Source organism: Streptomyces sp. WG5, assembly GCF_049974565.1.
Lineage (GTDB): Bacteria > Actinomycetota > Actinomycetes > Streptomycetales > Streptomycetaceae > Streptomyces.
In genome coordinates this window covers 38,981-60,234 of sequence record NZ_JBNGGC010000032.1, presented here as the reverse complement: position 1 = coordinate 60,234, position 21,254 = coordinate 38,981, and the positions used below count along the sequence as shown (strand labels likewise).

The following is a 21,254-nucleotide window of genomic DNA, read 5'->3' as shown; positions in this document are numbered from 1 at the left end:
GCCGCCGGACCGTGACCGGCTGACCGGCTGACCGGCCGCTCTCCTCGACCCGCTCCGCTCAGGCCTCCAGCAGCGGGTTGGCCAGCGGCCGGTAGCGGGCGTCGGCGCCGTCCGCGCCCGTCCAGCGGAGCAGGAGGTTGGTCTTGCCGGGGAGCGTCGGAGAGGAGAGGAGGGCGGGGATCTCGGGGAGGTCGTGGCGGGCCAGGGCGCGGCGGGCGGCGGGCCAGGGGGCGAGGCCGGGATGGTGTTCGGTCAGGGCGGCGGCGATCTCGCGCAGGTGGTTGACGACGAGGCAGTAGACCAGGCGCTCCCAGCCGTCCTGCCGGGAGGTGTCCGGCAGGAGTTTGACGCCCTCGGCGTCCCGGAAGAGGGCCTGCACCGGTGTGCCGGAGGAGTCCACGGCGACCAGGGTGTTCTGCAGGTGCGCCTCCAGGACGACGCCGTCGTCGGCGAAGGCGGTCAGGACGGGCGGGACGACCGCGGCGAGGTACGCCTCCCACCAGGCCGCCGGGTCCGTGGCGTGCTCCAGCGGGTTGTCCGGGAAGCCCTCCACGAGCGCGGCGGCGAGGAGCGGGGTCGCGCCGGGCAGGACGCGGTCGCGCAGTCCGTCGCGGACGACGACGGCCAGTTCCTCGAAGGCGAAGTCCGCGGTGCGGTAGCCGCGGTCGCCGAGCCAGGCCGCCGGGGGGCCGACGGCGTCCAGGGCCTCGGTGGCCGCCGTGTCGGTGCGGCGCAGTCTCAGCAGGTCGTGGCGCCAGAGGCGGCGGATGTCGTTGGTGATGCGCACGTCGAGGCTGAATTTGAGGAACAGGTCGTGCCCGGGGAGGTACTCGGGGGCGTACACCGTGCGGACGGCAGCCGTCGGCCAGGTGGGGAAGTCCGTCGTGCCCAGCCGGAGGAGGCGGCCGTCGGCGAAGGCGGGGGCGAGGGCGGTCGCCGTCAGGTTCAGCTGCCAGGGGTGGGCGGGCAGCAGCCGGTAGCCGGGCGGGGCCTTGCCGAGGGCGTCCAGGGCGGCGGTGTCGCCCTCGTCGACGACCGTGTCCTCGCGCACGGCGAGCAGCGTCAGCGGGAAGCGGGCGTGCGCCTCGGGCGCGTACGGCAGCCAGCCGGCGTGCGGGCCGCCGCCGCGCGCCTTGGGGGCGGGGTGGTGGGTGTGGCCGGTGAGGAGGGACTGCTCGGAGCGGAGATACGGGTCGTCGGGCGGGGTGGCACGCGCGCGTGCCGTCAGCAGCGCGGCCACCGCGTCCCGGCTGTCGGTCATCTCGGTGGGCAGTTCGTGGTTGGGCAGGCCGGTGTGCCGGCGCAGCTCCTCCGCGACGAGTTTCACCAGCTCGGTGTGGCCGACGCGGTGCCAGCCGCCCGCCGCGCGCACCTCCGGCTCGGCGGGCCGCCGGCCCTCGCGCACCCGCAGCAGTCTGCCGCCGGGCAGCCGGTACACCGGCCGGGTGCCGGGGCCCGGCAGGGGTTCGGCCACCTCCCGCAGCAGGCAGTTCAGCAGGGGCACCGCCGCGTAGGCGTCGGCGCGTTCCGCGACGTCATCCTGGGAGGCGGAGTCGGCGCCGGTGGGCGGGGGCAGGAGATCCACGCGTTCCACTCGTTCCCTACGGTCTGTCCATGCTGTCCATGGCGGAGGTGGCGGAGTTGCCGGAGACGATCAGTATGTCCGTCGCCGTCCCTCCGCCGTGACGTCCTACTCGTACCCGAGGAGCCCGCCCGTGCATCGTCCCCCCAGCGCAGAGGCCGAGGTGGCCGACGAGTTGGCGGCCGTCCGCCCCGGTCTGGTCGCCCGGTACACGGCCTCGCTGGCCGGTGCCCGCGCGGCCGTGCTGACCCGGCTGTGGCGTGCGTTCGCCCACGAACCGCTGCCGTGGATCGCGGGCCGGGAGCCCGCCCGGGACGGGCTCGTCCTGCGGCTGCGGGACGGCCGGCGGCTCGCCGGTCCGGCGGCCGACCCGTACCGCACGGACGCGTACGTCTCCGCCGTACGGCTCGACGAGGCCGCGTACGACGATCCGGCGCGGCTGGTGACGGACCTCGGCGTGCCGCACTCCGCCGGGTTCGCCGCGGAACTCGGGCACAGTGCCGCGTCGTTGGCGCTCTCGCGGGCGGGTCAGGAGATTCACCCGGACGAGTGGCCCGGCAGCGACTGGGGCTGGGAGCGGCGGGTGGTCGACGGGCATCCGTACCATCCCGGCTGCCGTTCCCGGCCGGGCTTCTCGGTGGCGGAGCAGCTCGCGTACGGACCGGAGCACGGGCCCGTGGTGGGGCTGGGGCTGGTGCCGGTCCCCGCGGACGAGTGCCTGGTGACGGGGGTGTGGCCGGGGGAGTTCCGGGACGGGGCGACGGTGCTGGTCCCGGTGCATCCGTGGCAGGCGGCGCACGTGCTCAAACGGCCGTGCGAGGAGGGGCTCGCCGCGCATCCGCTGATGTCCCTGCGGACACTCGCCGTGCCCGGCGGGCCGCACGTCAAGACCGCGCTGAGCGCCCGGCTGACCTCGTCGGTGCGGGACATCTCGGTCGCCTCGATCGCCGCGTCGGCCCACGTGTCGGACTTCGGGCAGGAGCTGACGGCGCGCGCGGGCGGACTGCTGCACGTCACCCGCACCCTGGGCGCGGTGGCCGCCGGCTCCCCCGACCTGGCGGCCGTACTGCGCGAGCCGCCCCACGTGTACGCGGCTCCCGGCGAGCACGTCGTCCCGGTGGCCGCGCTGGCGAGCACCGGGCTGCCCGGCTCCCCCACGTGGCGGGCGGGATTCGCCCGCCTCGCCCTCACCGTGGGACTGCGCCTGCTGGAGCTGGGGGTGGCACTGGAGGCGCACGGCCAGAACCTCCTCGTGGTGCTGTCCCCGGGGGGCGATCCGCTGCGCCTGGTCTACCGCGACCTGGCCGACATCCGGGTCAGCCCGGCGCGCCTGGCCCGCCACGGCGTCGACGCCCCGGACCTGCCCGCCCGGATGGTCACCGACGACCCGGTGGTGCTGCGCCGCAAGCTGTTCGGCTCGCTGGTGGGAGGCGCGCTGGCGGCGACGACGGGCTCGGGCGCGGCGCTGCGGGACGCGCTGGAGGCGGCCGTACGCGAACTGCCGCGCACACCCGACGTCGTGGCGCTGCGCGAGGATCTGCTGCCGGTGAAGGCGCTGACGTTGATGCGTACGTCTCCCGGGAACGCCGGGGACCTGTGGGCGGAACTGCCCAATCCGCTGCACTGGCGGTGAAGTCGGGGCGTCGTCGCGGTCTCGTTTTGGAACCCGGCGCCACTGGTCAATAGGATCCGCCGATGATCACAAGAACACGGCTGGCGGCGGGTGCCTGTGCCCTGCTCGCCGCGCTCACGGCCGGGATCGCCTTCCCGGCCGGAGCGGCCGCCGGTGAACCCACGGGCGAGGACGCGCCGAAGGTCAACCTGGTGCTCGACGTCAGCGGTTCGATGCGGACGCGGGACATCGACGGCGGGACGCGGATGGCCGCGGCGAAGCAGGCGTTCAACGAGGTGCTCGACGCGACGCCCGAGGAGGTGCGCCTCGGGATCCGGACCCTGGGCGCCGACTACCCGGGCGACGACCGCAAGACCGGCTGCAAGGACACCGCGCAGCTCTACCCGGTCGGCCCGCTGGACCGCACCGAGGCCAAGACGGCGGTGGCGACGCTGGCGCCCACCGGCTGGACGCCGATCGGCCCCGCGCTCCTCGCGGCGGCCGACGACCTCGACGGCGGCGACGGCTCCAAGCGCATCGTGCTGATCAGCGACGGCGAGGACACCTGCGCCCCGCTCGACCCGTGCGAGGTGGCCCGCGAGATCGCCGCCAAGGGCATCGGGCTGACCATCGACACGCTGGGCCTCGTCCCCAACGCCAGGATGCGGCAGCAGCTCAGCTGCATCGCCGAGGCCACCGGCGGGACGTACACCTCGGTCGAGCACACCGACGAACTCACCGACAAGGTCAACCAGTTGGTGGACCGCGCGGCCGACCCGGTGGTGACGCCGGTCGCCACCCAGGGCGCGGACGCGTGCGCCGAGGCACCGACACTGAAGTCGGGGCTGTACACCGACCGCGAGGAGTTCGGGCAGCAGCGCTGGTACCGGGTGGACGTGCTGCCCGGTCAGGAACTGCGCGCCTCGGTGAGCGTGGGCGCGGACCGGGCCGTGAACCCGTCCTACGGGGTGCTGCTGCGGGCCGTGACGGTCCACGGCCGGGAGATCGTGCGCGGTGAGGCGGCGGGCACCGGCCGTACGGATGTGATCTCCACGGGGCTGCGCTACCCCAAGGCGGAGAGCGACGAGGAGGACGCCCCGGCCGAGACCGTGTGCCTCCAGGTCACCAACTCCTTCTCCGTCGCCTCCGGAGTGAAGACCACTCCCGGACTGCCGCTGGAGCTGACCGTCGACGTCGTGGACGGCCCGGGCGACGCCGACGACGTGGCCTCCTTCGGCCTCGGACGCGGCTGGTGGCTGCTCGGCGTGCTGGTGCTCATCGGTTTCGCCGCCGGTCTGCTGTGGGGCTGGCTGTCACGCTGGCGGCTCGCGGTCTGGAGGACCAACTGATGCGTATCACCCGGACCCTAGGCACCGCGGCGTTGCTGCTCGGCCTCGCCGCGTCCCCCGCGGCGGCCGACTCCTCGCCCTCCGCGAGCCCCTCGGAGGACGGCGGCGCGCCGACGACGGCGGGCACCTCCTTCCGCACGGCGACCGAGATCGAGCAGGAGCAGCAGGCCACGGCGAGCGGTTCCGCGGGCGACTACCTGTACTGGTCGTTCCCGGCCGACGCCGGCCAGCGCCCCACCGTCAAGGCCACGGTGAAGCTGCCCGAGACGCACGCCGCCGAGACCTGGCGGATCGACGTGTACGACGGTCTGCGCCGCCGCCAGGCCTGCCAGTACGGGGCACAGACCCGCACCGCGGCGCCGAACGCCCCGACCGTGGAGCTGGCCTGCGTGCTGCGCACGGTCCGCGCCTGGTCCGAGCCGTGGGCCAACGACCCGCTGCCGGGCACGTACTACATCCGGCTGACGGCGGTGAACCTGCCGACGTCCGACCTGGGCGTCCCGGTCTCCACCGAGGTCCGGGTGGACTCCAAGGACATCGGCGGGGCGGCGGCGGTGGACGGTTCGCTGTCCGAGCCGCTGGTGCCGGGTGTGGCGATGAAGTCCCCGGCCGACGAGGAGGACTCGGACGGCGGGGCCGTACTGTCCGCCATCGAGCCCGAGGACGGCTGGTCCTCCGGCTGGTGGTCCGACCGGTGGGTGTGGACCGGGATCGGCGGCGTGCTGGCCGCGCTCGCGGGCATCGGCGGATACGCGCTGACCCGCGGTTCGGGACGGCCGTCCCGGGTACCGCCGACCGTCTGACGCGACCACGGAAGGCCCGCCCCCGGCGGGCCTTCCGTCGTCTCACGCCTCCCCTCTCACCCCTCCCTCTCGTCCCTCCCTCTCACCCCTCCCGGAGCGACTTGGCGACCGTGCCGTCGCCGGTCACCTCGACGCGCCCGTCCCGTACCGCGTCCCGCAGACCGGTCTCCCCGCGGCTGAGCGCCGCGCAGGTCCCGGCGTCCAGCACCAGCCGGGCGTCGGGCTCCCCCGGTGCGGGCCCGTCGCCGTACACGGGGCCCCGCTCGTCGGCGCCCGCGTACAGGTGGAAGTCCCCCTCCTCCAGCCGGACCTCGACGACGCCCTCCCCCACCCCGGCCTCCCGCACCGCCCGCAGCAGGGGCAGCGCGGACCAGTGCGCCCGTACGGCGTCCGTCGGCCGCCGCTCCCCCAGCTCGCCGGCGCCCCACGCACCCAGCGCCTCCAGTACCGGCAGCAACTCGCGGCCGCGCGCGGTGAGTTCGTAGACGTACGCCGCTCCGGGCGGCGGCAGCCGGCGCCGGGTCGTCAGCCCGTCGCGTTCCATGTCCTTCAGCCGCGAGGCGAGCACGTCCGTGCTGACGCCGGGCAGGTCGGCGTGCAGGTCGGTGTAGCGCCGCGGACCGGCGAGCAGCTCCCGGACGATCAGCAGGGTCCAGCGGTCGCCGACGGCGTCGAGCGCGCGGGCGGCGGAACAGTACTGGTCGTAGCTTCGGCGAGGTGACATGCGACGCAGTGTAGACAAGTTGTTGGACTTTCCAAGCGGCTACTTGGTAAAACCAAGCAACACCAGATTCCGGAGGGGAAGCCGCGCATGGAGTTCCGGCAGTCGAACAAGCTCAGCGAGGTCTGTTACGAGATCCGCGGCCCGGTGATAGAGCACGCCAACGCGCTGGAGGAGGCGGGGCACAGCGTGCTCCGCCTGAACACCGGCAACCCGGCGGCCTTCGGTTTCGAGGCACCGGAGGAGATCCTCCAGGACATGATCCGCATGCTGCCGCAGGCGCACGGCTACACCGACTCCCGCGGCATCCTCTCCGCCCGCCGGGCCGTCGCCCAGCGCTACCAGGCACTCGGCCTGGAGGTCGACGTGGACGACGTCTTCCTCGGCAACGGCGTCTCCGAGCTGGTCTCCATGGCCGTACAGGCGCTGCTCGAGGACGGCGACGAGGTCCTGATCCCCGCCCCCGACTTCCCCCTCTGGACGGCGGTGACGACCCTCGCGGGCGGCAAGGCAGTCCACTACCTGTGCGACGAACAGGCCGAGTGGTACCCGGACCTGGCCGACATGGAGTCGAAGATCACCGACCGCACCAAGGCGGTCGTCATCATCAACCCCAACAACCCCACCGGCGCCGTCTACCCGAAGGAGATCGTCGAGGGCATCCTCGACCTCGCCCGCCGGCACGGCCTGATGGTCTTCGCCGACGAGATCTACGACCAGATCCTCTACGACGACGCCGTGCACCACTCGGCCGCGTCCCTCGCCCCCGACCTGGTGGTGCTGACCTTCTGCGGCCTGTCCAAGACGTACCGGGTGGCGGGTTTCCGCTCCGGCTGGCTGGTGGTGACGGGGCCGAAGCAGCACGCGAAGGACTACCTGGAGGGCCTGACCATGCTGGCCTCCATGCGCTTGTGCGCCAACGCGCCCGCCCAGTACGCCATCCAGGCCGCGCTCGGCGGCCGCCAGTCCATCCGCGAGCTGACGGCACCGGGCGGACGACTGCGCGAACAGCGGGACGTGGCCTGGGAGAAGCTGAACGAGATCCCGGGTGTGTCGTGCGTGAAGCCGAAGGGCGCGCTGTACGCGTTCGCGCGCCTCGACCCGGCCGTGCACAAGATCCACGACGACGAGCGGTTCGTGCTGGACCTGCTGCTGAGGGAGAAGATCCAGGTGGTCCAGGGCACCGGCTTCAACTGGCCGAGCCCGGACCACTTCCGCATCCTGACGCTGCCGCACGCGGAGGACCTGGAGGCGGCGATCGGGCGGATCGGGCGGTTCCTCAGCGGGTACCGGCAGTAGCCGCCGACCCTGGGGAGCGGCACCCGGGACGCACGTCCGTGCGGCGCCGTGCCGGTCGGTCGTGCGCTACCCGAGCGGCAGGCTGGAGACCGTGAAGGGGAGGCTCTCCGGGGGGAGTCCGGCGACCCAGCGGTTGTACTGGCTGTTCACGACGAGAAGGCGGTTGTGGTCGGTGAGGGCCGCGGCGGAGGGGTGCAGGAGTCCTTCCGGCGGCACCAGACGGTCGACGAGGCGGCCGTGGGTGAGGGCGTCGTTCATCTCGACGACGGTGACCTGCGGCTGGGTGTCGGGATCGGCGTACAGGTTGCCCTGCGTCACGTAGAGGCGGCCGTCCCTCCATGCCAGGGCGTCGCCGTTGACAAGTGTGTGGCCGCCGAGGTCGACCTCGGCGGTACGGCCGGTGGAGCGGTCGACGCGCCACAGCTTTCCGGTGTTGCTCTGGACGGCGAGCAAGTGGTCGGTGCCGACCACGACGATGCCGTTGAGGTTGTGCTGTCCGTCGATCCAGTCGATGCCCGAGGCGTCGACGTCGAGCCAGTGCTCCAGCTCCCACCGGCCGCGCTCGTCCTCGGTCAGTCGGTAGACGACCGGCTTGAAGGAGTCGGTGACGTAGGCGGTGCCGTCCGCGGCCACCGTGACATCGTTGACGAAACCGCCCTTCGTTCCGTGCAGTGTGGTCAGCAGGGAGCCGTTCGACGTGTCGTAGACGCGCAGCGTGCCCGTACCGCCCCCGTTGACGTAGAGCCGTCCCTCGCCGTCGATGGTCATGCCGGCGGTGAAGGAGCGTCCGTCCTTCCCGCTGGGCGACCAGACCCGCGCGGTGGGTTTGCGGACATGTCCCCGGTAGAGGGTGCCGTCCTGGGCGCTGCCCACGTAGTAGTGCCCGCTGCGCGGGTCGTAGGCCACACCGGTGGGAAAGGCCTTCTCCCCCGGGATCACGTAGTGGTCGGGGAGCCGCGCGGTGGCGGCCCCTGAGCCTGCGGTGGATTCGGAGCCTGCGGTGGGTTCGGAGCCGGTGGCGGTCTGGGAGCCGGTGGCGGCGGTGAGGGCGAGCGCGGTGACGGCTGCCAGGGCGGACGCGAACAGGCGCATGGAGGACCTCGGCGGGGTCGGTGGGGCGGAATGGATGGTCCTGTTCATCCTGGACGGGCCGCGGGCCGGCTCCCTCCGCTCCGTCCCACCGGAGACACGGCGAACCTGGGTACTCCCAGTCCCCCCTCACCGGCGGACTCCCAGACTCCCGGACTCCCCCGCGGGCCTATGCCTTGGCCATGACGCGCAGCGCCTCCTCCTCGGGCGAGCCCGGAGCGGCCGTGTAGACGAGGAGGCTCAGCTCGGGGTCCTGGGGGAAGCGGGTGATCTCGTAGGAAAGGGTGAGTGGGCCGGCGACGGGGTGGTCGATGCGTTTGAGGCCGTGGGACTTGGTACGCACCGTGTGCTGTTGCCAGTGGCGCCGGAACTCCTCGCTGCCCTCGTTGAGTTCCCCGACCAGCCGCCACAGTTCGGGATCCTCGGGGAAGCGGCCCGCCGCGATGCGGAGATGGCCCACCGCCTCGCGGGCGATCATCTCGCGGTCGGGGTAGCGGCGGCCGATCTCCTCGTTCAGGAGATGGAGCCGGCACAGGTTGCGCTCGGCCACCGGCAGTGCGGCGAAGTCGGTGATGAGGGCGCACAGCGGCCGGTTCCATGCCAGTACGTCCATCCGGCGGCCCATGGCGAGCGCCGGAGCGGTGATCCAGTCCAGCAGCCGACGCACTCCGGGGCGCGTCTCCCCACCGCCGGACCGCCCGATCTCCGGGTCCGGCTTCTGGGGCCGCGCGAGCCGGAAGAGATGGGCGCGCTCGTCCTCGTCCAGCCTCAGGGCGGCGGCCACCGCCCCGAGCACGGCGTCCGACACACTGCGGTTGCGGCCCTGCTCCAGGCGTACGTAGTAGTCGATGCTCACCCCCGCCAGGTGCGCCAGCTCCTCACGGCGCAGTCCCGGCACGCGTCGCAGGCCCGCGCCGGAGGCGAAGCCGACGTCCTCGGGCCGGATCCTGGCCCGTCGTGAGCGTAAGAAGTCCCCCAACTCGCCGCGTGACTGCATGATCCCATTATCGTCTTCCTGGGCCTCACTGTCCGCAGGCGGTGCGTCGCCGGGGCGCGTGCGCAGTGATCGCCGGGCTTCCGCCCGTAGCCTGGGCGGCATGGGTGATCTTTTTCTGGTCCGGCACGGTGAGACCGAGTGGTCGCGGTCCGGACGGCACACGGGCCTGACGGACGTCCCGCTGACCGACCACGGGCGGGAGCAGGCGCGCAGTCTCGTGCCGCTGATCCGGTCGCACCGGATCGGGGCCGCGTTCGTCAGCCCGTTCCAGCGGGCCCGGGAGACGGCCGAGCTGATCGGACTGCGGGACGAGGTGCGGATCGACCCCGACCTGCACGAGTGGGACTACGGCGGGTACGAGGGCATCACGACGGTCGAGATCCACCGGAGCCGGCCGGACTGGTTCCTGTTCACGGACGGGGTCGCCCCCGGGCCGCCGGAGCACCCCGGGGAGACACCGGAGCAGGTCGGCGAGCGGGCCGACCGGGTACTGGCCAGGGTGGAGGCCGCGTTCGCCAACACCGAGGGGTGCGTGGTGCTGGTGGCGCACGGACACTTCCTGCGGGCACTCACCGCGCGGTACCTGGGGCTGCCGGCGTCGCACGGGGCACTGTTCCAGCTGGGCACGGGCACGCTGTGCCGGCTGGGCACGGAGCACGCGCGACCGGTGATCGCGGCCTGGAATGTCAGACCTCCGTCGTAGCCTTCGAAGGCATCACCGGTGATGCCACCGGTGGCGTGACCGGTGGCATCACCGGTGAGGGAAGGAGGACGCCGTGGCACTGTCGCCCACCGCCGCGCAGCGGCGTGTCATCGACGCCGCCGACCCCGTCAGCGGGCGGCTGAAGGGGACGGAGGCTCAGCTCGCCGCGCTGGTGAAACGGGGGCTCGCCTTCCGGCACCCGCGCCCGCCGCACGACCACTTCCTGACGCCGGCCGGGCATCGGATACGGGAGGCTCCCGCCGAGCCGGAGAAACCGGTGCCGGCCGGGCCCGCGGCGCCGGCCGAGCCCGCGGCCGGCGGTGTGTTCGCCGCGCGGGTGGGCGGGGAGGAGGCCGTGCCGGGCGATACCGGACCGGCGCGGCTGCGTGAGGTGCGCAGCGCCTGGCAGGGGCTGCTGGAGCTGCGCCGGATGACGCATCCCGACGGGGCGACGGACCGGCCGTGCGGGTGGGAGCGCAAGCACCTCGTGCAGGCCGCCGCGCTCGCCCTGGAGGCGGCCGGGCACCGCCCGGCGGGGCCGGACGGCAGGGCCGGGTACCGGGTGCGCGCGACGCCGCAGCCGGAGGCCGTCGCCGTGTACGAGCCGGACGGTACGGCGCTGCGGGGCTGTGCGGCGACGCTGGAGCGGGCGGGGTGGCAGGTCGGGGAGCACACCGAGCCGCGCACGCGGGCCCGTTACCTGCTGGCCTCGCCGCGGAAGGTGTGAGGCACTCGTGCCAGGATCGGTCGGTCAGTGCACCCACGAGGAGAGGCGGCAGCGGTGAGCGAGCCGTTTTCCGTACCCGTGACGGTCCGCGGGTACGAGACCGATACGCAGGGCCATCTGAACCAGTCCGTCTATCTGAACTACGCCGAGCACGCCCGCTGGGCCCTGCTCCAGGCAGCCGGTATTCGGCAGGCCGATCTCGTCGCACACGGTGTGGGGCCCGTGGTGCTGGAGACGACCATCCGCTTCCGGCGGGAGCTGCTCGCCGGTGACGAGACCACGGTGACCTGCGCCTTCGAGTGGGGCGAGGGCAAGACTTTCCGGATCCGCCAGGTGATCCGCAGGACGGACGACGGCACGCTGGCAGCCGACATCGAGGGGGTCGGTGGACTCATGGACCTGAACGCCCGCAAGCTGGTGGCCGACCCACTGCGGCGGTTCGAGGAGCTGGCCGCGGAGCCCGGAGTCCTCGGTCTGTGACCCGCGGTCCCCGGGCCTCCATGGACGGTGTGGGTGACCGGCGACGGGGAGGCACCCCGGTACCGGCACCCGAATCGTCCGGCCCCCGAAGGCGGCACGGCGCGGTATCGGCAGTCGTTCCAGGGGCCGTTCGGCCGGTCACCCCAACCTGGCCTCGGTCGGACTCGGTCAGCCCGTGACGCGAATCTCGACCAGAACGGATTGCTTGCCCCCGGAAGGAAGGTCTCCCTCGCCCACGGTGACGAACTGCCCCTCGGCGACGTTCACGGTGGTGGTCTCGCCTTCGGCGGTCAGGTCGGCACTGATGGGCCGGTCCGCGGCTTCCAGGGCGAACACGCGGGGAAGTTCCAGGGTGATGTAACCGGACGCGCCAGTGGCCTTGAAGCAGTACAGCTCCTTCCGGCCCACCGCTGGGTCAGCAACGGTCTGCACCCTGATCTGATCGAGCGAGAAGTCACAGTCGGCCAGCGTGACGTGACCGTCACCCCTCTTCAGAAGAATGCCTTCCTCTGCGAGGACCTGCTCCGCGTTCGGGTAGTTGAAGTCCTCGACCGCGAACGGGGGCGAGTCCGCCACCGCGGCGCCTGCCGAAACCGAGGACGGGGCCGACGCGGCGAACGCGATCGAGGTCACCCCTGCCACGGACGCGACCGTCGCTGCGATACCGACCAGCATGCGTCTGCGTACGCGTGATGTCATCAAAGGTCCTTTCAGGCAGCGCGGGGTGACACCAAGTCCGAAACGGTGCCCCCAGACCCTTGCCCCCCGTCACGCTGTACCGGCTGACGATCAGAATGCCGCTGAAGATTAACGCACCGTCAGGTGGCAGCGCGTGTGTGATCCGTCACATGGTAGGCCGCTCGCCGTCCGCCGTCGATCGCCTCCCCTGCAGTGCCCGGCAGCGGAGGCCCAAACGCACCGCGTCGACCCAACTGTTCGTGGTACTGGCTCTTCTCACGCGCCATCAGCCAATGCCTAAGATCACGCAGCACCGATGATCGGCAGCCGGTGAGAGCTGCCTCGGACGAGACGAGTCTTTGGTGAATCGAAGAACCCAAGGGACGAGAGGCCCGCGCGGAACCTGGCGTGTGATACGCGCCTCGGCGCTGGGCCTGTTGCCCTTCGCTCTGACCGTGAGCCTGCTGGGGTCCACACCCGCCGTGGCTGAGGACGCTCCGGCGTCGGCGGTGCAGCTCGCCGCCCTGGCTGAGGTGACTCCCACGGACCGCGGCCGGGTCGTGGACTACTGGAAGGAGGGTGGCCCCGGGGTCAAGGCAGCGGCCGAGGCCGCCCTGACCGGGACCGATGCCGACCTCCAGGCGTTCCTCGCAGCTGTGGACGGCATCGCGCACCAGGACAATCGCGTGACCACCGCCCAGATGGCCAGTGTCGGCGGCACGGAGCTCCTGACCGCCGCCCGAGCCGCACTGGCCGACACGCCCGCCGCGCTGGAAGACTTCCTTGACGACGGCTGGCAGGACCCGCTGGAGCAGGATCAGCGCGTCCAGGTCGCGCAGATCATCAGCACCGCGGGGTCGAACGTGCAGGACGCCGGGCGGGCCGCGCTGAACGGTACGCCAGAGGACGTCAGCGCGTTCCTCAGCGAGGGTCAGTACACCGCCCGTGAGCAGGACGAGCGCGTGCAGGTCGTCCAGATCATCAGCGTGGGCGGCGCCAACGTGCAGGCCGCAGGGCGTCTGGCACTCTACGGCACACCGGAGGACCGCCGGGAGTTCCTGGAGGTCGGCCAGTTCGTCGCGCGCAACAAGGACGTGGAGCACGCCACGGTTGCCCAGCTGGCCAGGCAGACGCAGGAGGCGGGCCGGCAGGCGGCCAAAGAGACCAAGGCGGCCAAGAAGGCGTCGGCAGAAGCGATCGAAGCGTCCAAACTGGCCAAGGAAGCGGCCCTGAAGGCCGCGGCCGAGGCCGAGGCCGCCAAGGACGACACCGACAAGGCCGCCCGTGCCGCGGGCCGTGCCGCCAAGGCAGCCACCCAGGCCGCCGCCTCGGCCCAGAAGGCGATCAACGCAGCTCGCGCCGCAAACAATTCCGCGCGCATAGCCGCGAACGCCGCATCTCAGGCGGCGGCCGCCGCGGCTGCCGCGTCGCAGGCCGCCGCACGCGCCCAGGCCGCGGCAGCCGACGCCGCCGTGGACGCGGACAACGCGGAGGCCGCGCGTACCGCCGCGGAGAACGCGCGCAACATCGCCAAGGGCGCCGACCTGGCCGCTGACGCCGCCGACGAGGCGTCCAAGGCAGCCACCGCGGCCGGTGACGCCGCCGCCTCGGCCAGGAGCGCGGGCAGCAATGCCAATCTCGCGGCTGACGCCGCGACGGCGGCGAGTGGCTACGCGGGGGACTCCAGCGCCGCCGCCGCCGAGGCGCGTGCCGCCGCGGCAGCCACCAGGCGCCACGCGCAGGAGGCCAACCGCGCCGCCGCCGAAGCCGAGAGGCTGGCCCGCAAGGCCGCCACGGCCGCGGGGGACGCCCGGGACGCCGCTCGATCGGCGGCGACTCACGCGAGGAACGCCGCAACCGCGGCGGACGATGCCGCCGAACACGCGGGAGACGCCGCTACGGCGGCCACCAAGGCCACCGCGCACGCCAACGCCGCCACCACGGCAGCGAACACGGCTTCGGACACCGTGGCCAAAGCCCAGGAGATCTACACGCTCGCCCGTGAGGTGGAGGCCGAGGAGCTGCTGGGCCGCACCAACGCCGGCATCGAACGTGCCAGGGACCAGAAGGCCGCGTACACCGCCCACACCGAGGGCCGGGCGGAGCTGGAGCAGGCAGTCCTGGACCGGGACGCCGAACGCGACCGGCTGGTGGCACAGGCCGCCGAACCGGGTGCCGACCGGGCCGCAACAGCGACTCAGGGCCGGAAGCTGGCCGTGCTGGTGATGAAGAACGGAACGGCCTGGGGACGAGCGGCAGCCGAAGCCGCACTGGCCGGTCCGGACGACGTCGTCCTCGACTATCTGGAGAACGGCTGGGAAACCGCCGGGCAGCAGGACGAACGTTCCTACGTCGCGCGCCTCGCCGAAGAGAGCGCAACCCCGGAGATCCGGGCAGCGGCCGAGGCCGCACTCGACGGTGACGCCGCGACCGTTACCGCCTTCGTCAACGGCGGCCAGTACCAGGCGGCCTCCCAGGGCATGCGCGTGGCCATCGCACAGATCGTCTCCGAGGCGGGCCCGGTCGTCACCGAGACGGGCAGGGCGGCGCTCAATAGCGGCGACCCGAAGAAATACAGTGAGTTCCTGGTCGAGACGCAGTACACCGCGCGGAACCAGGACGAGCGGGTCAGAGCCGCACAACTGGTCTCCGTTGGCAGTCCCGAGGTCAAGTCCGCGGCCCGGATCGCGCTGGAGGGCTCGCCTGCGACGCTGCACGCCTTCATCGCCTCCGGCCAGTACACAGCTGCACGCAAGGACCACCTCACGGCCACTCACGTGGCCCAGGTCCAGAAGCTGATCGCCGATGCGTCGAAGGTCGCGGCGAACGCCCAGAAGGATGCCGCGCTCGCGCAGAAGGTGGCCGCCAAGGCCCGCAAGGCCGCCGACGAGGCCAACGGCTGGGCGGTGAAGGCGGACGAATACGCCGAGCAGGCCCAGGGATACGCCGACGAGGCGGCCCAGCACGCCAAGGACGCCGAAGCCTCGGCGGCCAGCGCTGCCGCGTCCGCCGCGACCGCACGCTCCGCAGCCCAGGACGCCAACCTCGCAGCCGAGGACGCCGCCCTGTCCGCCACGGACGCCACCCTCTCCTCGGAGATGGCTCAGGCGTCGGCGTCCCGCGCATGGGTCGCCGCCGACCAGGCACGCGCGTCGGCGATCGCCGCCGGCAAGGACGCCGATGCCGCACTCGCAGCCGCCAGCGAGGCCTTCACCATCGCGGTCAAGAAGTACCGGGAAGAGGAGGAAGCCCGCCGCAAGGCCGCCATCGCCGCCAAACAGAAGGCGATGAACGAGCCTGGTGCCCGTGCCCGCAAGCAATACCGCTGCGGACAGGCAGTCGTCCCCTGCGACCCCCAGGAGTTCGCCCGCTGGTGTCAGCACAACGAGGTCTACTGCGACATCATCGCCTATGGGGACGAGTTCGGCGACGCCATGGAAGAGCTGTGGGGCGTCACCGCAGAACTCACCGGCCTCACAGCACTCGAAGCCTGCCTCGACAAGAAGGACCTCTCCAACTGCGGATCCCTCGCGGTGGATGTCCTCATTTCCAGCAAACTCAAGGCGCTGAACAAGGCCTACGAGGGTCTTACATGGGCCAGTCGCGGCTGCAAGATCGTCTCTGGTGTGACGACCATGATGACCGCGCAGGCGGCGGGTGTCGGCAAGGGCTGCCTCGAGGGCAAGAAGGACTACGATGTCTTCGACCCCGACACGGGGAACAAGATCACCGACATCGACCTCTTCGAGGATGACATTCTGTGGGAGGACAAGAGCGTTCTCGGCTACTGGGCCGACGAGGACTGGCTCAACGAACACATCGAAGAGAAGTTCGAGCGGTACCTGAGGGCCCGTAAGCAGCTTCCCGAGCACTATCGGGACGCCTCGATCGGCTTCCGGTTCACCCGGCCGAACCAGGACCCGCGGTTCATGGAAGCGGTCGAGGCCCGGTTCCAGAAGTTGAGGGAGAAGTACCCGGACGTGCACATCATGACGAAGTGGTTCTGATGGGTTACCCGTTCCAAGCCGCCGACAGGTCAGGCACTTTGTGGGATCCGGCACTCAGGGTGGGACAGGCCTACGTGGCGCTCGCTCGGGAAGCCGGTGAACTGCACGGTATGCCGACGGGCTTGACCGAAAACGAGCGACTCGGTGGAAGTGATGTGGACCTGGCGGTGTTCCAGCAGTTCACCCAGGGGCTCTACGACAGATACTGCTCCACCAACAACGTCGTCCTGCACGGTCTCCTGCGTGGGCTCTTGCTGCCCTCGATCGTGATGCTCGAAAAGGGCGGCGGCTCGATCACCCGGGCTCCCGAAGAGGAGGACGGTCTGCTGGAAGACCTGGACTCCTACGTGCGCGCCATGTGGGAGGGCTGAGCCGGCCTTCGTGCGGGCTCCGGGGCGGCCGGCCAGCCGGTCGCCCCGGTCCCGTCGGTGGCGGCGGCCCCGCCTCCGTCCGCCGCACACCTCGACCGGGCACGAAGCCGGTCCCGGGACATGGGTGGGCCGACGCCTCTGGCCGAGGCGCCGGCCCTCCTAACGCGCGGGGTTCACCCGGTGTCGGCCTCAAGGCGCGGCCGGGGCCCGGGTGGCCTCGGTGATCTCCGTCCCCGCCTCCATCGGGTGGGTCACGTCCTCCGCGTCCCGCCCCCGGCCGCCGATGTGGTTGAAGACCAGGTTGAGCAGGACGGCTGCCAGACAGCCGGTCGAGATGCCCGAGTCGAGGATGATCTTCGCGTTCTCCGGGAACGAGTGGTAGAACTCCGGCGCCGCGATCGGGATGATGCCGACGGCCAGGGAGACCGCCACGATCAGGACGTTGTTGTCCTTGTCCAGGCTCGCCCGGACCAGGGTCTGGATGCCGCTGGCCGCGACCGAGCCGAACAGCACCACTCCGGCACCGCCGAGCACCGGCCGGGGCACGACGGCGATGAGCGAGGCGGCCATCGGGCACAGGCCCATCAGGACCAGGAAGCCGCCGCCCGCGGCCACGACGAAGCGGCTGCGGATCTTCGTCATCGCCACGAGGCCGATGTTCTGGGCGAAGGCGCTGCACATGAAGCCGTTGAAGACCGGGCTGAGCGCGGACCCGAGGGTGTCGGCGCGCAGGCCGGCCGCGATGGTCTTCTCGTCGGCCGGGCGGTCCACGATCTCGCCCAGGGCGAGCATGTCGGCGGTGGACTCGGTCATCGAGACCACCATCACCACGCACATGGAGAGGATCGCGGCGAGCTGGAACTGCGGCGCGCCGAAGTGGAACGGCGTCGGGAAGCCGACGACGCTCGCGTCCGCGACCGGCCCGAAGTCCGTGACGCCGAACGGGATCGCGATGAGCGTGCCCGCGACCAGGCCGAGCAGCACGGCGATCTGCTTGACGAAGCCCCGGGTGAAGCGGCGCAGGAGGAGGACGACGACGAGGGTGATCCCGGCCAGGGCCAGGTTGGTCGACGACCCGAAGTCGTCGGCCTCGGGACTGGAGCCCTGCGCCCAGCCGAAGGCCACGGGCAGCAGGGATATACCGATCAGGGTGATGACCGTACCGGTGACGACCGGTGGGAAGAACCGGATCGCCTTGCTGAAGAAGGGGGCCGCGAAGAAGCCGATGAGTCCGGCGATGATGACGGCGCCGAAGATGATCGGCAACGCGTCGGACTTGTCCTCGGTGGACGCGACGATCGCGGTCATGGGGGCGACACCGGCGAAGGTGACGCCGTTGACGAAGGGCAGCCGGGCACCGATCTTCCAGATGCCCAGGGTCTGCAGGAAGGTGGCGAGGCCCGCGGTGAACAGGCAGGCGCCGGTGAGGAAGGTCAGTTCGGTGGCGGTCAGGCCGATGGCCGCGCCGACGATCAGGGGCGGGGCGACGACTCCGGCGTACATGGCGGCCACGTGCTGCAGGCCGGTCGTCGCCATTTTCAGTGGCGGGAGTTTCTCGTCAACAGGGTGGTCGGCCACGGCGGCGTCCCTCCGGTCGGGTACACGTCGGCATTGACGCGGGTGTCAGGGAGGTGGTGCGGATGGGCATGGGGTACCTCCCGCTCGAGCGGAGTCGAGAGTGGGGGAGGGACCGGGACGGACCGTTCGGGGAAACGGTGACCGCTCCGGGGGCGTACGCGTGGGCGCACGCCCCGGAGACGGCCGCCGTGGACCCCGCTCGGGTCCACGGCTACCGGCCGGGAGCCGTCCCTCCCGGCCGGAGCTCAAGTGCCTCGCGGCCTATCGGTGTTCGGTCGGCGGGGCGATGTCCGGCCCCGCGCGGGTCGCGGCCTCAGCCCTGCGCCGCGATGCGTGCCAGCCGCCGTGCCTCGTCCCGGGTGGAGCGGGCGATGGCGTCCTCGTCGACCGTGAGCAGCCGGCCGTTCTCGACGATCTGGCGGCCGTTGACGAACGACGCCGTGACCGGGGCCGCGGCACCGAGGACCAGGGCGGTCACCGGATCGGCGATCGAGGAGTGGGCGAGGGTGTCCATCCGCCACAGCACCAGGTCGGCCAGCTTGCCCGGCTCCAGCGAGCCGGTCTCGGCGGCCCGGCCGAGGACCTGGGCGCCGCCGTAGGTGCCCAGGCGCAGCGCCTTGCGGGCGTTGAGCGCGGCCTCGCGGTGGGCGCCGAGGCGGTTGATGAGGAGGGCGCCCCGCAGTTCGGTGTGGAGTTCGCCGGACTCGTTGGAGGCGGTGCCGTCGACGCCGAGGCCGACCGGGACGCCGGCGTCGAGCATGTCGGGGACGCGGGCGATGCCGGCGGCCAGTCGCGCGTTGGAGGACGGGCAGTGCGCGACGCCGGTCCCCGTGCGGGCGAAGGCGGCGATGTCGGCGTCGTTCATGTGGACGCAGTGCGCCATCCACACGTCCTCACCGAGCCAGCCGGTGGACTCGAAGTAGTCGGTCGGGCCCATGCCGAACAGCTCGTGGCAGAACTTCTCCTCCTCCACGGTCTCCGAGCCGTGGGTGTGCAGCCGCACACCGAGGCGGCGGGCCAGCTCGGCGCCCTGGCGCATCAGTTCGGTGGAGACGGAGAAGGGGGAGCAGGGGGCGACGGCGACCTGGGTCATCGCGTCGAAGGAGGCGTCGTGGTGTTCCCGGACGGTGGCCTCGGTGGCGGCGAGCGCGCCGTCCAGGCTCTCCACCGCGAAGTCCGGCGGCAGCCCGCCGTCGGACTCGCCGCGGTCCATGGAGCCGCGGGCGAGGGTGAAGCGGACGCCCGTCTCGCGGGCGGCGCGGATGATCGCGCCGGACAGGTCGCCGGAGCCCCGCGGGAAGACGTAGTGGTGGTCCATGGCGGTGGTGACGCCGCCGCGGGCCATCATGGCGAGGGAGCCCTGGGCCGCCGCGTACGCCATCGGCTCGTCGATGCGCGCCCAGGTCGGGTACAGCGCGACCAGCCAGTCGAACAGGTTGTGGTCGGTGGCCAGGCCCCGGGTGATCCACTGGTAGAAGTGGTGGTGGGTGTTGACCAGGCCGGGCGTGACCAGGTGGCCGGTCGCGTCGATCCGGCGCACCACGTTCTCCAGGCCCTCGGGTGCCTGTCCCGCGCCGAGCGACTCGATCCTGTTGCCGGCGAGGACGAGGTGCCCCGAGGCGATCTCGGTGTCACCCGCGTCCACCGTGGCTATCGCGCAGTTCTCGATGACCACACGCTCGGCCGCGTGCCCGGCCGCGCGCTCTGCTGCCGATGATGCTGCCATGCTGCTTCCTTCTCTTTCAGTGCGGCCCGTGGGCGGGAGTTGAGTACCCACGGGGAGGGCACGGCAGGACCCTAGGAGGATTTGAGTGCCGGAACGGTGGTGCGGCTCCGGGTGCCGAGATGGTGGAAGAACAGGTTGAGACAGACCGCGACGAGCGCGCCGGCGCTGATGCCGGAGCCGAGGACGGTCTGCGCCCACGCCGGGAACTCGGCGTAGAAGGTCGGCGCGGCCAGCGGGATGATGCCGGCGCCGAGCGCCACGGCCACCAGGATGATGTTGGAGCTGTCGTCGAGGCCCGCCTCGGCCAGGGTACGGATGCCGCTGACGGCGATCGAGCCGAAGAGCACGATGCCCGCGCCACCGAGTACCGGCATGGGGACCAGGGAGACGACCGCGCCGAGGACCGGGAAGGCACCGAGGACGAGCAGGGTGGCGCCGGCGACGGCGACGACGTAGCGGCTGCGTACCCGGGTGAGGGTGACGACGCCGACGTTCTGGGCGAAGGCGGAGGTGGGGAAGCCGCCGAAGACGGGGCCGACCAGGGTGGCGAGGCCGTCGGTGCGCAGGCCGCGGGTGATGACCTTGGCGTCGGCGGGGCGGTCGCAGATCTCGCCGAGGGCGAGCATGCCGGCGGACGACTCGGTCATCAGGACCAGCATCACGATGCACAGCGACAGGATCGCGGCGGGCTGGAACTCGGGGGCGCCGAAGGCGAAGGGCGTGGGCAGCGCGGCGACCGGGGCGGACTTCAGGCCGCTGAAGTCGGCCATGCCGAAGGGGATGGCGGCCAGGGTGCCGATGAGCAGGCCGAACAGCAGGGCGACCTGCTTGAGGAAGCCCTTGCCGAAGCGCTGCATGACGAGGATGACGGCGAGGGTGAAGGCGGCGAGCGCGAGGTTGCGCATCGCGCCGAAGTCGGCGGCCGTCTCGTCGCCGCCCTGCGCCCAGCCCACCGGGACCGGCATGAGCGTGACGCCGATGAGGGTGATGACCACGCCGGTGACCAGGGGCGGGAAGAAGCGGAGCAGTCGGCCGAAGAACGGGCCGACGGCGAGGCAGAAGACGCCGGCGACCATCACCGCGCCGTAGATGGCGGGGAGTTGACCGCCCTCGCTGTTGGTCTCGGCGATGGCGAGGATGGGCGCGATGCCGGCCGAGGAGGCGGCGTTGACGAACGGCAGGCGGTTGCCGACGAAGCCCTTGACGCCCATGGTCTGGATCAGGGTGGCGATGCCCGCGATGAGCAGGCTCGCGGCGATCAGCCGGGTGCGGCCTTCGATGTCGAGGCCGACGGCCTGGCCGATGATGAGCGGAGGAGTGACAACGCCCGCGTACATGGCGGCGATGTGCTGGAGCGCGGCGGGGACGAGCCGCGAGGGGTGGAGCTTCTCGTCGACCGGGTGCACGGACGTGACGGCGTCCTCCGTGTGCTCCGGTGACGGGGTGGAACGTGAGCCTTTCGCCGGCTCCGTTGCAGGCTGTGCCATGGTGTTCCCTCCGGTGTGGCGCGCCACCGGCCCCGGGGGGCCGGG

Annotated in this window: 17 protein-coding genes; 9 read left to right on the top strand and 8 right to left on the bottom strand. The window is 72.0% G+C overall.

Annotation, left to right across the window (positions count from 1 at the left end; all coding sequences use genetic code 11):
• Positions 1–58: 58 nt before the first annotated feature.
• Positions 59–1,594, bottom strand: a complete 1,536-nt coding sequence (locus ACP4IX_RS28220; RefSeq protein WP_426557290.1) for an IucA/IucC family protein — start codon at positions 1,592–1,594, stop codon at positions 59–61.
• A gap of 121 nt (positions 1,595–1,715) precedes the next feature.
• Between ACP4IX_RS28220 and ACP4IX_RS28215 the strand changes: the two genes are divergently transcribed.
• The 3 genes from ACP4IX_RS28215 (at position 1,716) to ACP4IX_RS28205 (ending at position 5,346) form a co-directional block, all read left to right on the top strand.
• Positions 1,716–3,215, top strand: a complete 1,500-nt coding sequence (locus tag ACP4IX_RS28215; RefSeq protein WP_426557288.1) for an IucA/IucC family protein — start codon at positions 1,716–1,718, stop codon at positions 3,213–3,215.
• Positions 3,216–3,277: 62 nt separating this feature from the next.
• Entirely contained in the window at positions 3,278–4,543 is a 1,266-nt protein-coding gene (locus ACP4IX_RS28210; RefSeq protein ID WP_426557286.1) for a VWA domain-containing protein, read from the top strand.
• Complete coding sequence (locus ACP4IX_RS28205; RefSeq protein ID WP_426557284.1) at positions 4,543–5,346, top strand: hypothetical protein; 804 nt, start codon at positions 4,543–4,545, stop codon at positions 5,344–5,346. Before ACP4IX_RS28210 ends, ACP4IX_RS28205 begins: the two co-directional genes overlap by 1 nt.
• A gap of 82 nt (positions 5,347–5,428) precedes the next feature.
• Here the strand turns inward: ACP4IX_RS28205 and ACP4IX_RS28200 are convergent, their stop codons facing one another.
• Positions 5,429–6,070 carry a winged helix-turn-helix transcriptional regulator gene (locus ACP4IX_RS28200; protein ID WP_426557282.1) on the bottom strand — a complete coding sequence of 214 codons (642 nt, stop codon included), beginning with the start codon at positions 6,068–6,070 and terminating at the stop codon, positions 5,429–5,431.
• 87 nt (positions 6,071–6,157) lie between these two features.
• Between ACP4IX_RS28200 and ACP4IX_RS28195 the strand changes: the two genes are divergently transcribed.
• Complete coding sequence (locus ACP4IX_RS28195; protein WP_426557280.1) at positions 6,158–7,366, top strand: pyridoxal phosphate-dependent aminotransferase; 1,209 nt, start codon at positions 6,158–6,160, stop codon at positions 7,364–7,366.
• A 66-nt stretch (positions 7,367–7,432) separates the two neighbouring features.
• Here the strand turns inward: ACP4IX_RS28195 and ACP4IX_RS28190 are convergent, their stop codons facing one another.
• A complete protein-coding gene (locus ACP4IX_RS28190; protein ID WP_426557278.1) occupies positions 7,433–8,458 on the bottom strand; it encodes a hypothetical protein in 1,026 nt (341 codons plus the stop codon).
• Between the two features lie 166 nt (positions 8,459–8,624).
• Positions 8,625–9,452, bottom strand: coding sequence for a helix-turn-helix transcriptional regulator (locus tag ACP4IX_RS28185; RefSeq protein ID WP_426557276.1), 828 nt, complete (start codon positions 9,450–9,452; stop codon positions 8,625–8,627).
• 100 nt (positions 9,453–9,552) lie between these two features.
• Between ACP4IX_RS28185 and ACP4IX_RS28180 the strand changes: the two genes are divergently transcribed.
• From ACP4IX_RS28180 to ACP4IX_RS28170, 3 genes are all read left to right on the top strand, one after another.
• Positions 9,553–10,155 carry a histidine phosphatase family protein gene (locus tag ACP4IX_RS28180; protein WP_426557274.1) on the top strand — a complete coding sequence of 201 codons (603 nt, stop codon included), beginning with the start codon at positions 9,553–9,555 and terminating at the stop codon, positions 10,153–10,155.
• A gap of 73 nt (positions 10,156–10,228) precedes the next feature.
• Entirely contained in the window at positions 10,229–10,882 is a 654-nt protein-coding gene (locus tag ACP4IX_RS28175) for a hypothetical protein (RefSeq protein ID WP_426557273.1), read from the top strand.
• Positions 10,883–10,936: 54 nt separating this feature from the next.
• A complete protein-coding gene (locus tag ACP4IX_RS28170) occupies positions 10,937–11,362 on the top strand; it encodes an acyl-CoA thioesterase (RefSeq protein ID WP_426557271.1) in 426 nt (141 codons plus the stop codon).
• A 168-nt stretch (positions 11,363–11,530) separates the two neighbouring features.
• On the opposite strand, the gene ACP4IX_RS28165 is transcribed toward ACP4IX_RS28170, so the two are convergent.
• Positions 11,531–12,061 carry a hypothetical protein gene (locus tag ACP4IX_RS28165; protein WP_426557270.1) on the bottom strand — a complete coding sequence of 177 codons (531 nt, stop codon included), beginning with the start codon at positions 12,059–12,061 and terminating at the stop codon, positions 11,531–11,533.
• A gap of 461 nt (positions 12,062–12,522) precedes the next feature.
• On the opposite strand from ACP4IX_RS28165, the gene ACP4IX_RS28160 reads away from it, so the two are divergent.
• Both ACP4IX_RS28160 and ACP4IX_RS28155 read left to right on the top strand, forming a co-directional pair.
• A complete protein-coding gene (locus tag ACP4IX_RS28160; protein ID WP_426557268.1) occupies positions 12,523–16,047 on the top strand; it encodes an ALF repeat-containing protein in 3,525 nt (1,174 codons plus the stop codon).
• Positions 16,047–16,418 (top strand): DUF6086 family protein, encoded by a 372-nt coding sequence (locus tag ACP4IX_RS28155; RefSeq protein WP_426557322.1) that lies wholly within the window; start codon positions 16,047–16,049, stop codon positions 16,416–16,418. Before ACP4IX_RS28160 ends, ACP4IX_RS28155 begins: the two co-directional genes overlap by 1 nt.
• Positions 16,419–16,607: 189 nt before the next feature.
• On the opposite strand, the gene ACP4IX_RS28150 is transcribed toward ACP4IX_RS28155, so the two are convergent.
• The 3 genes from ACP4IX_RS28150 to ACP4IX_RS28140 form a co-directional block, all read right to left on the bottom strand.
• Entirely contained in the window at positions 16,608–17,996 is a 1,389-nt protein-coding gene (locus ACP4IX_RS28150) for a nucleobase:cation symporter-2 family protein (RefSeq protein WP_426557266.1), read from the bottom strand.
• A 313-nt stretch (positions 17,997–18,309) separates the two neighbouring features.
• Positions 18,310–19,722 carry an 8-oxoguanine deaminase gene (locus ACP4IX_RS28145; protein ID WP_426522824.1) on the bottom strand — a complete coding sequence of 471 codons (1,413 nt, stop codon included), beginning with the start codon at positions 19,720–19,722 and terminating at the stop codon, positions 18,310–18,312.
• Positions 19,723–19,793: 71 nt separating this feature from the next.
• Positions 19,794–21,209, bottom strand: a complete 1,416-nt coding sequence (locus ACP4IX_RS28140) for a nucleobase:cation symporter-2 family protein (RefSeq protein WP_426522823.1) — start codon at positions 21,207–21,209, stop codon at positions 19,794–19,796.
• Positions 21,210–21,254: the final 45 nt, after the last annotated feature.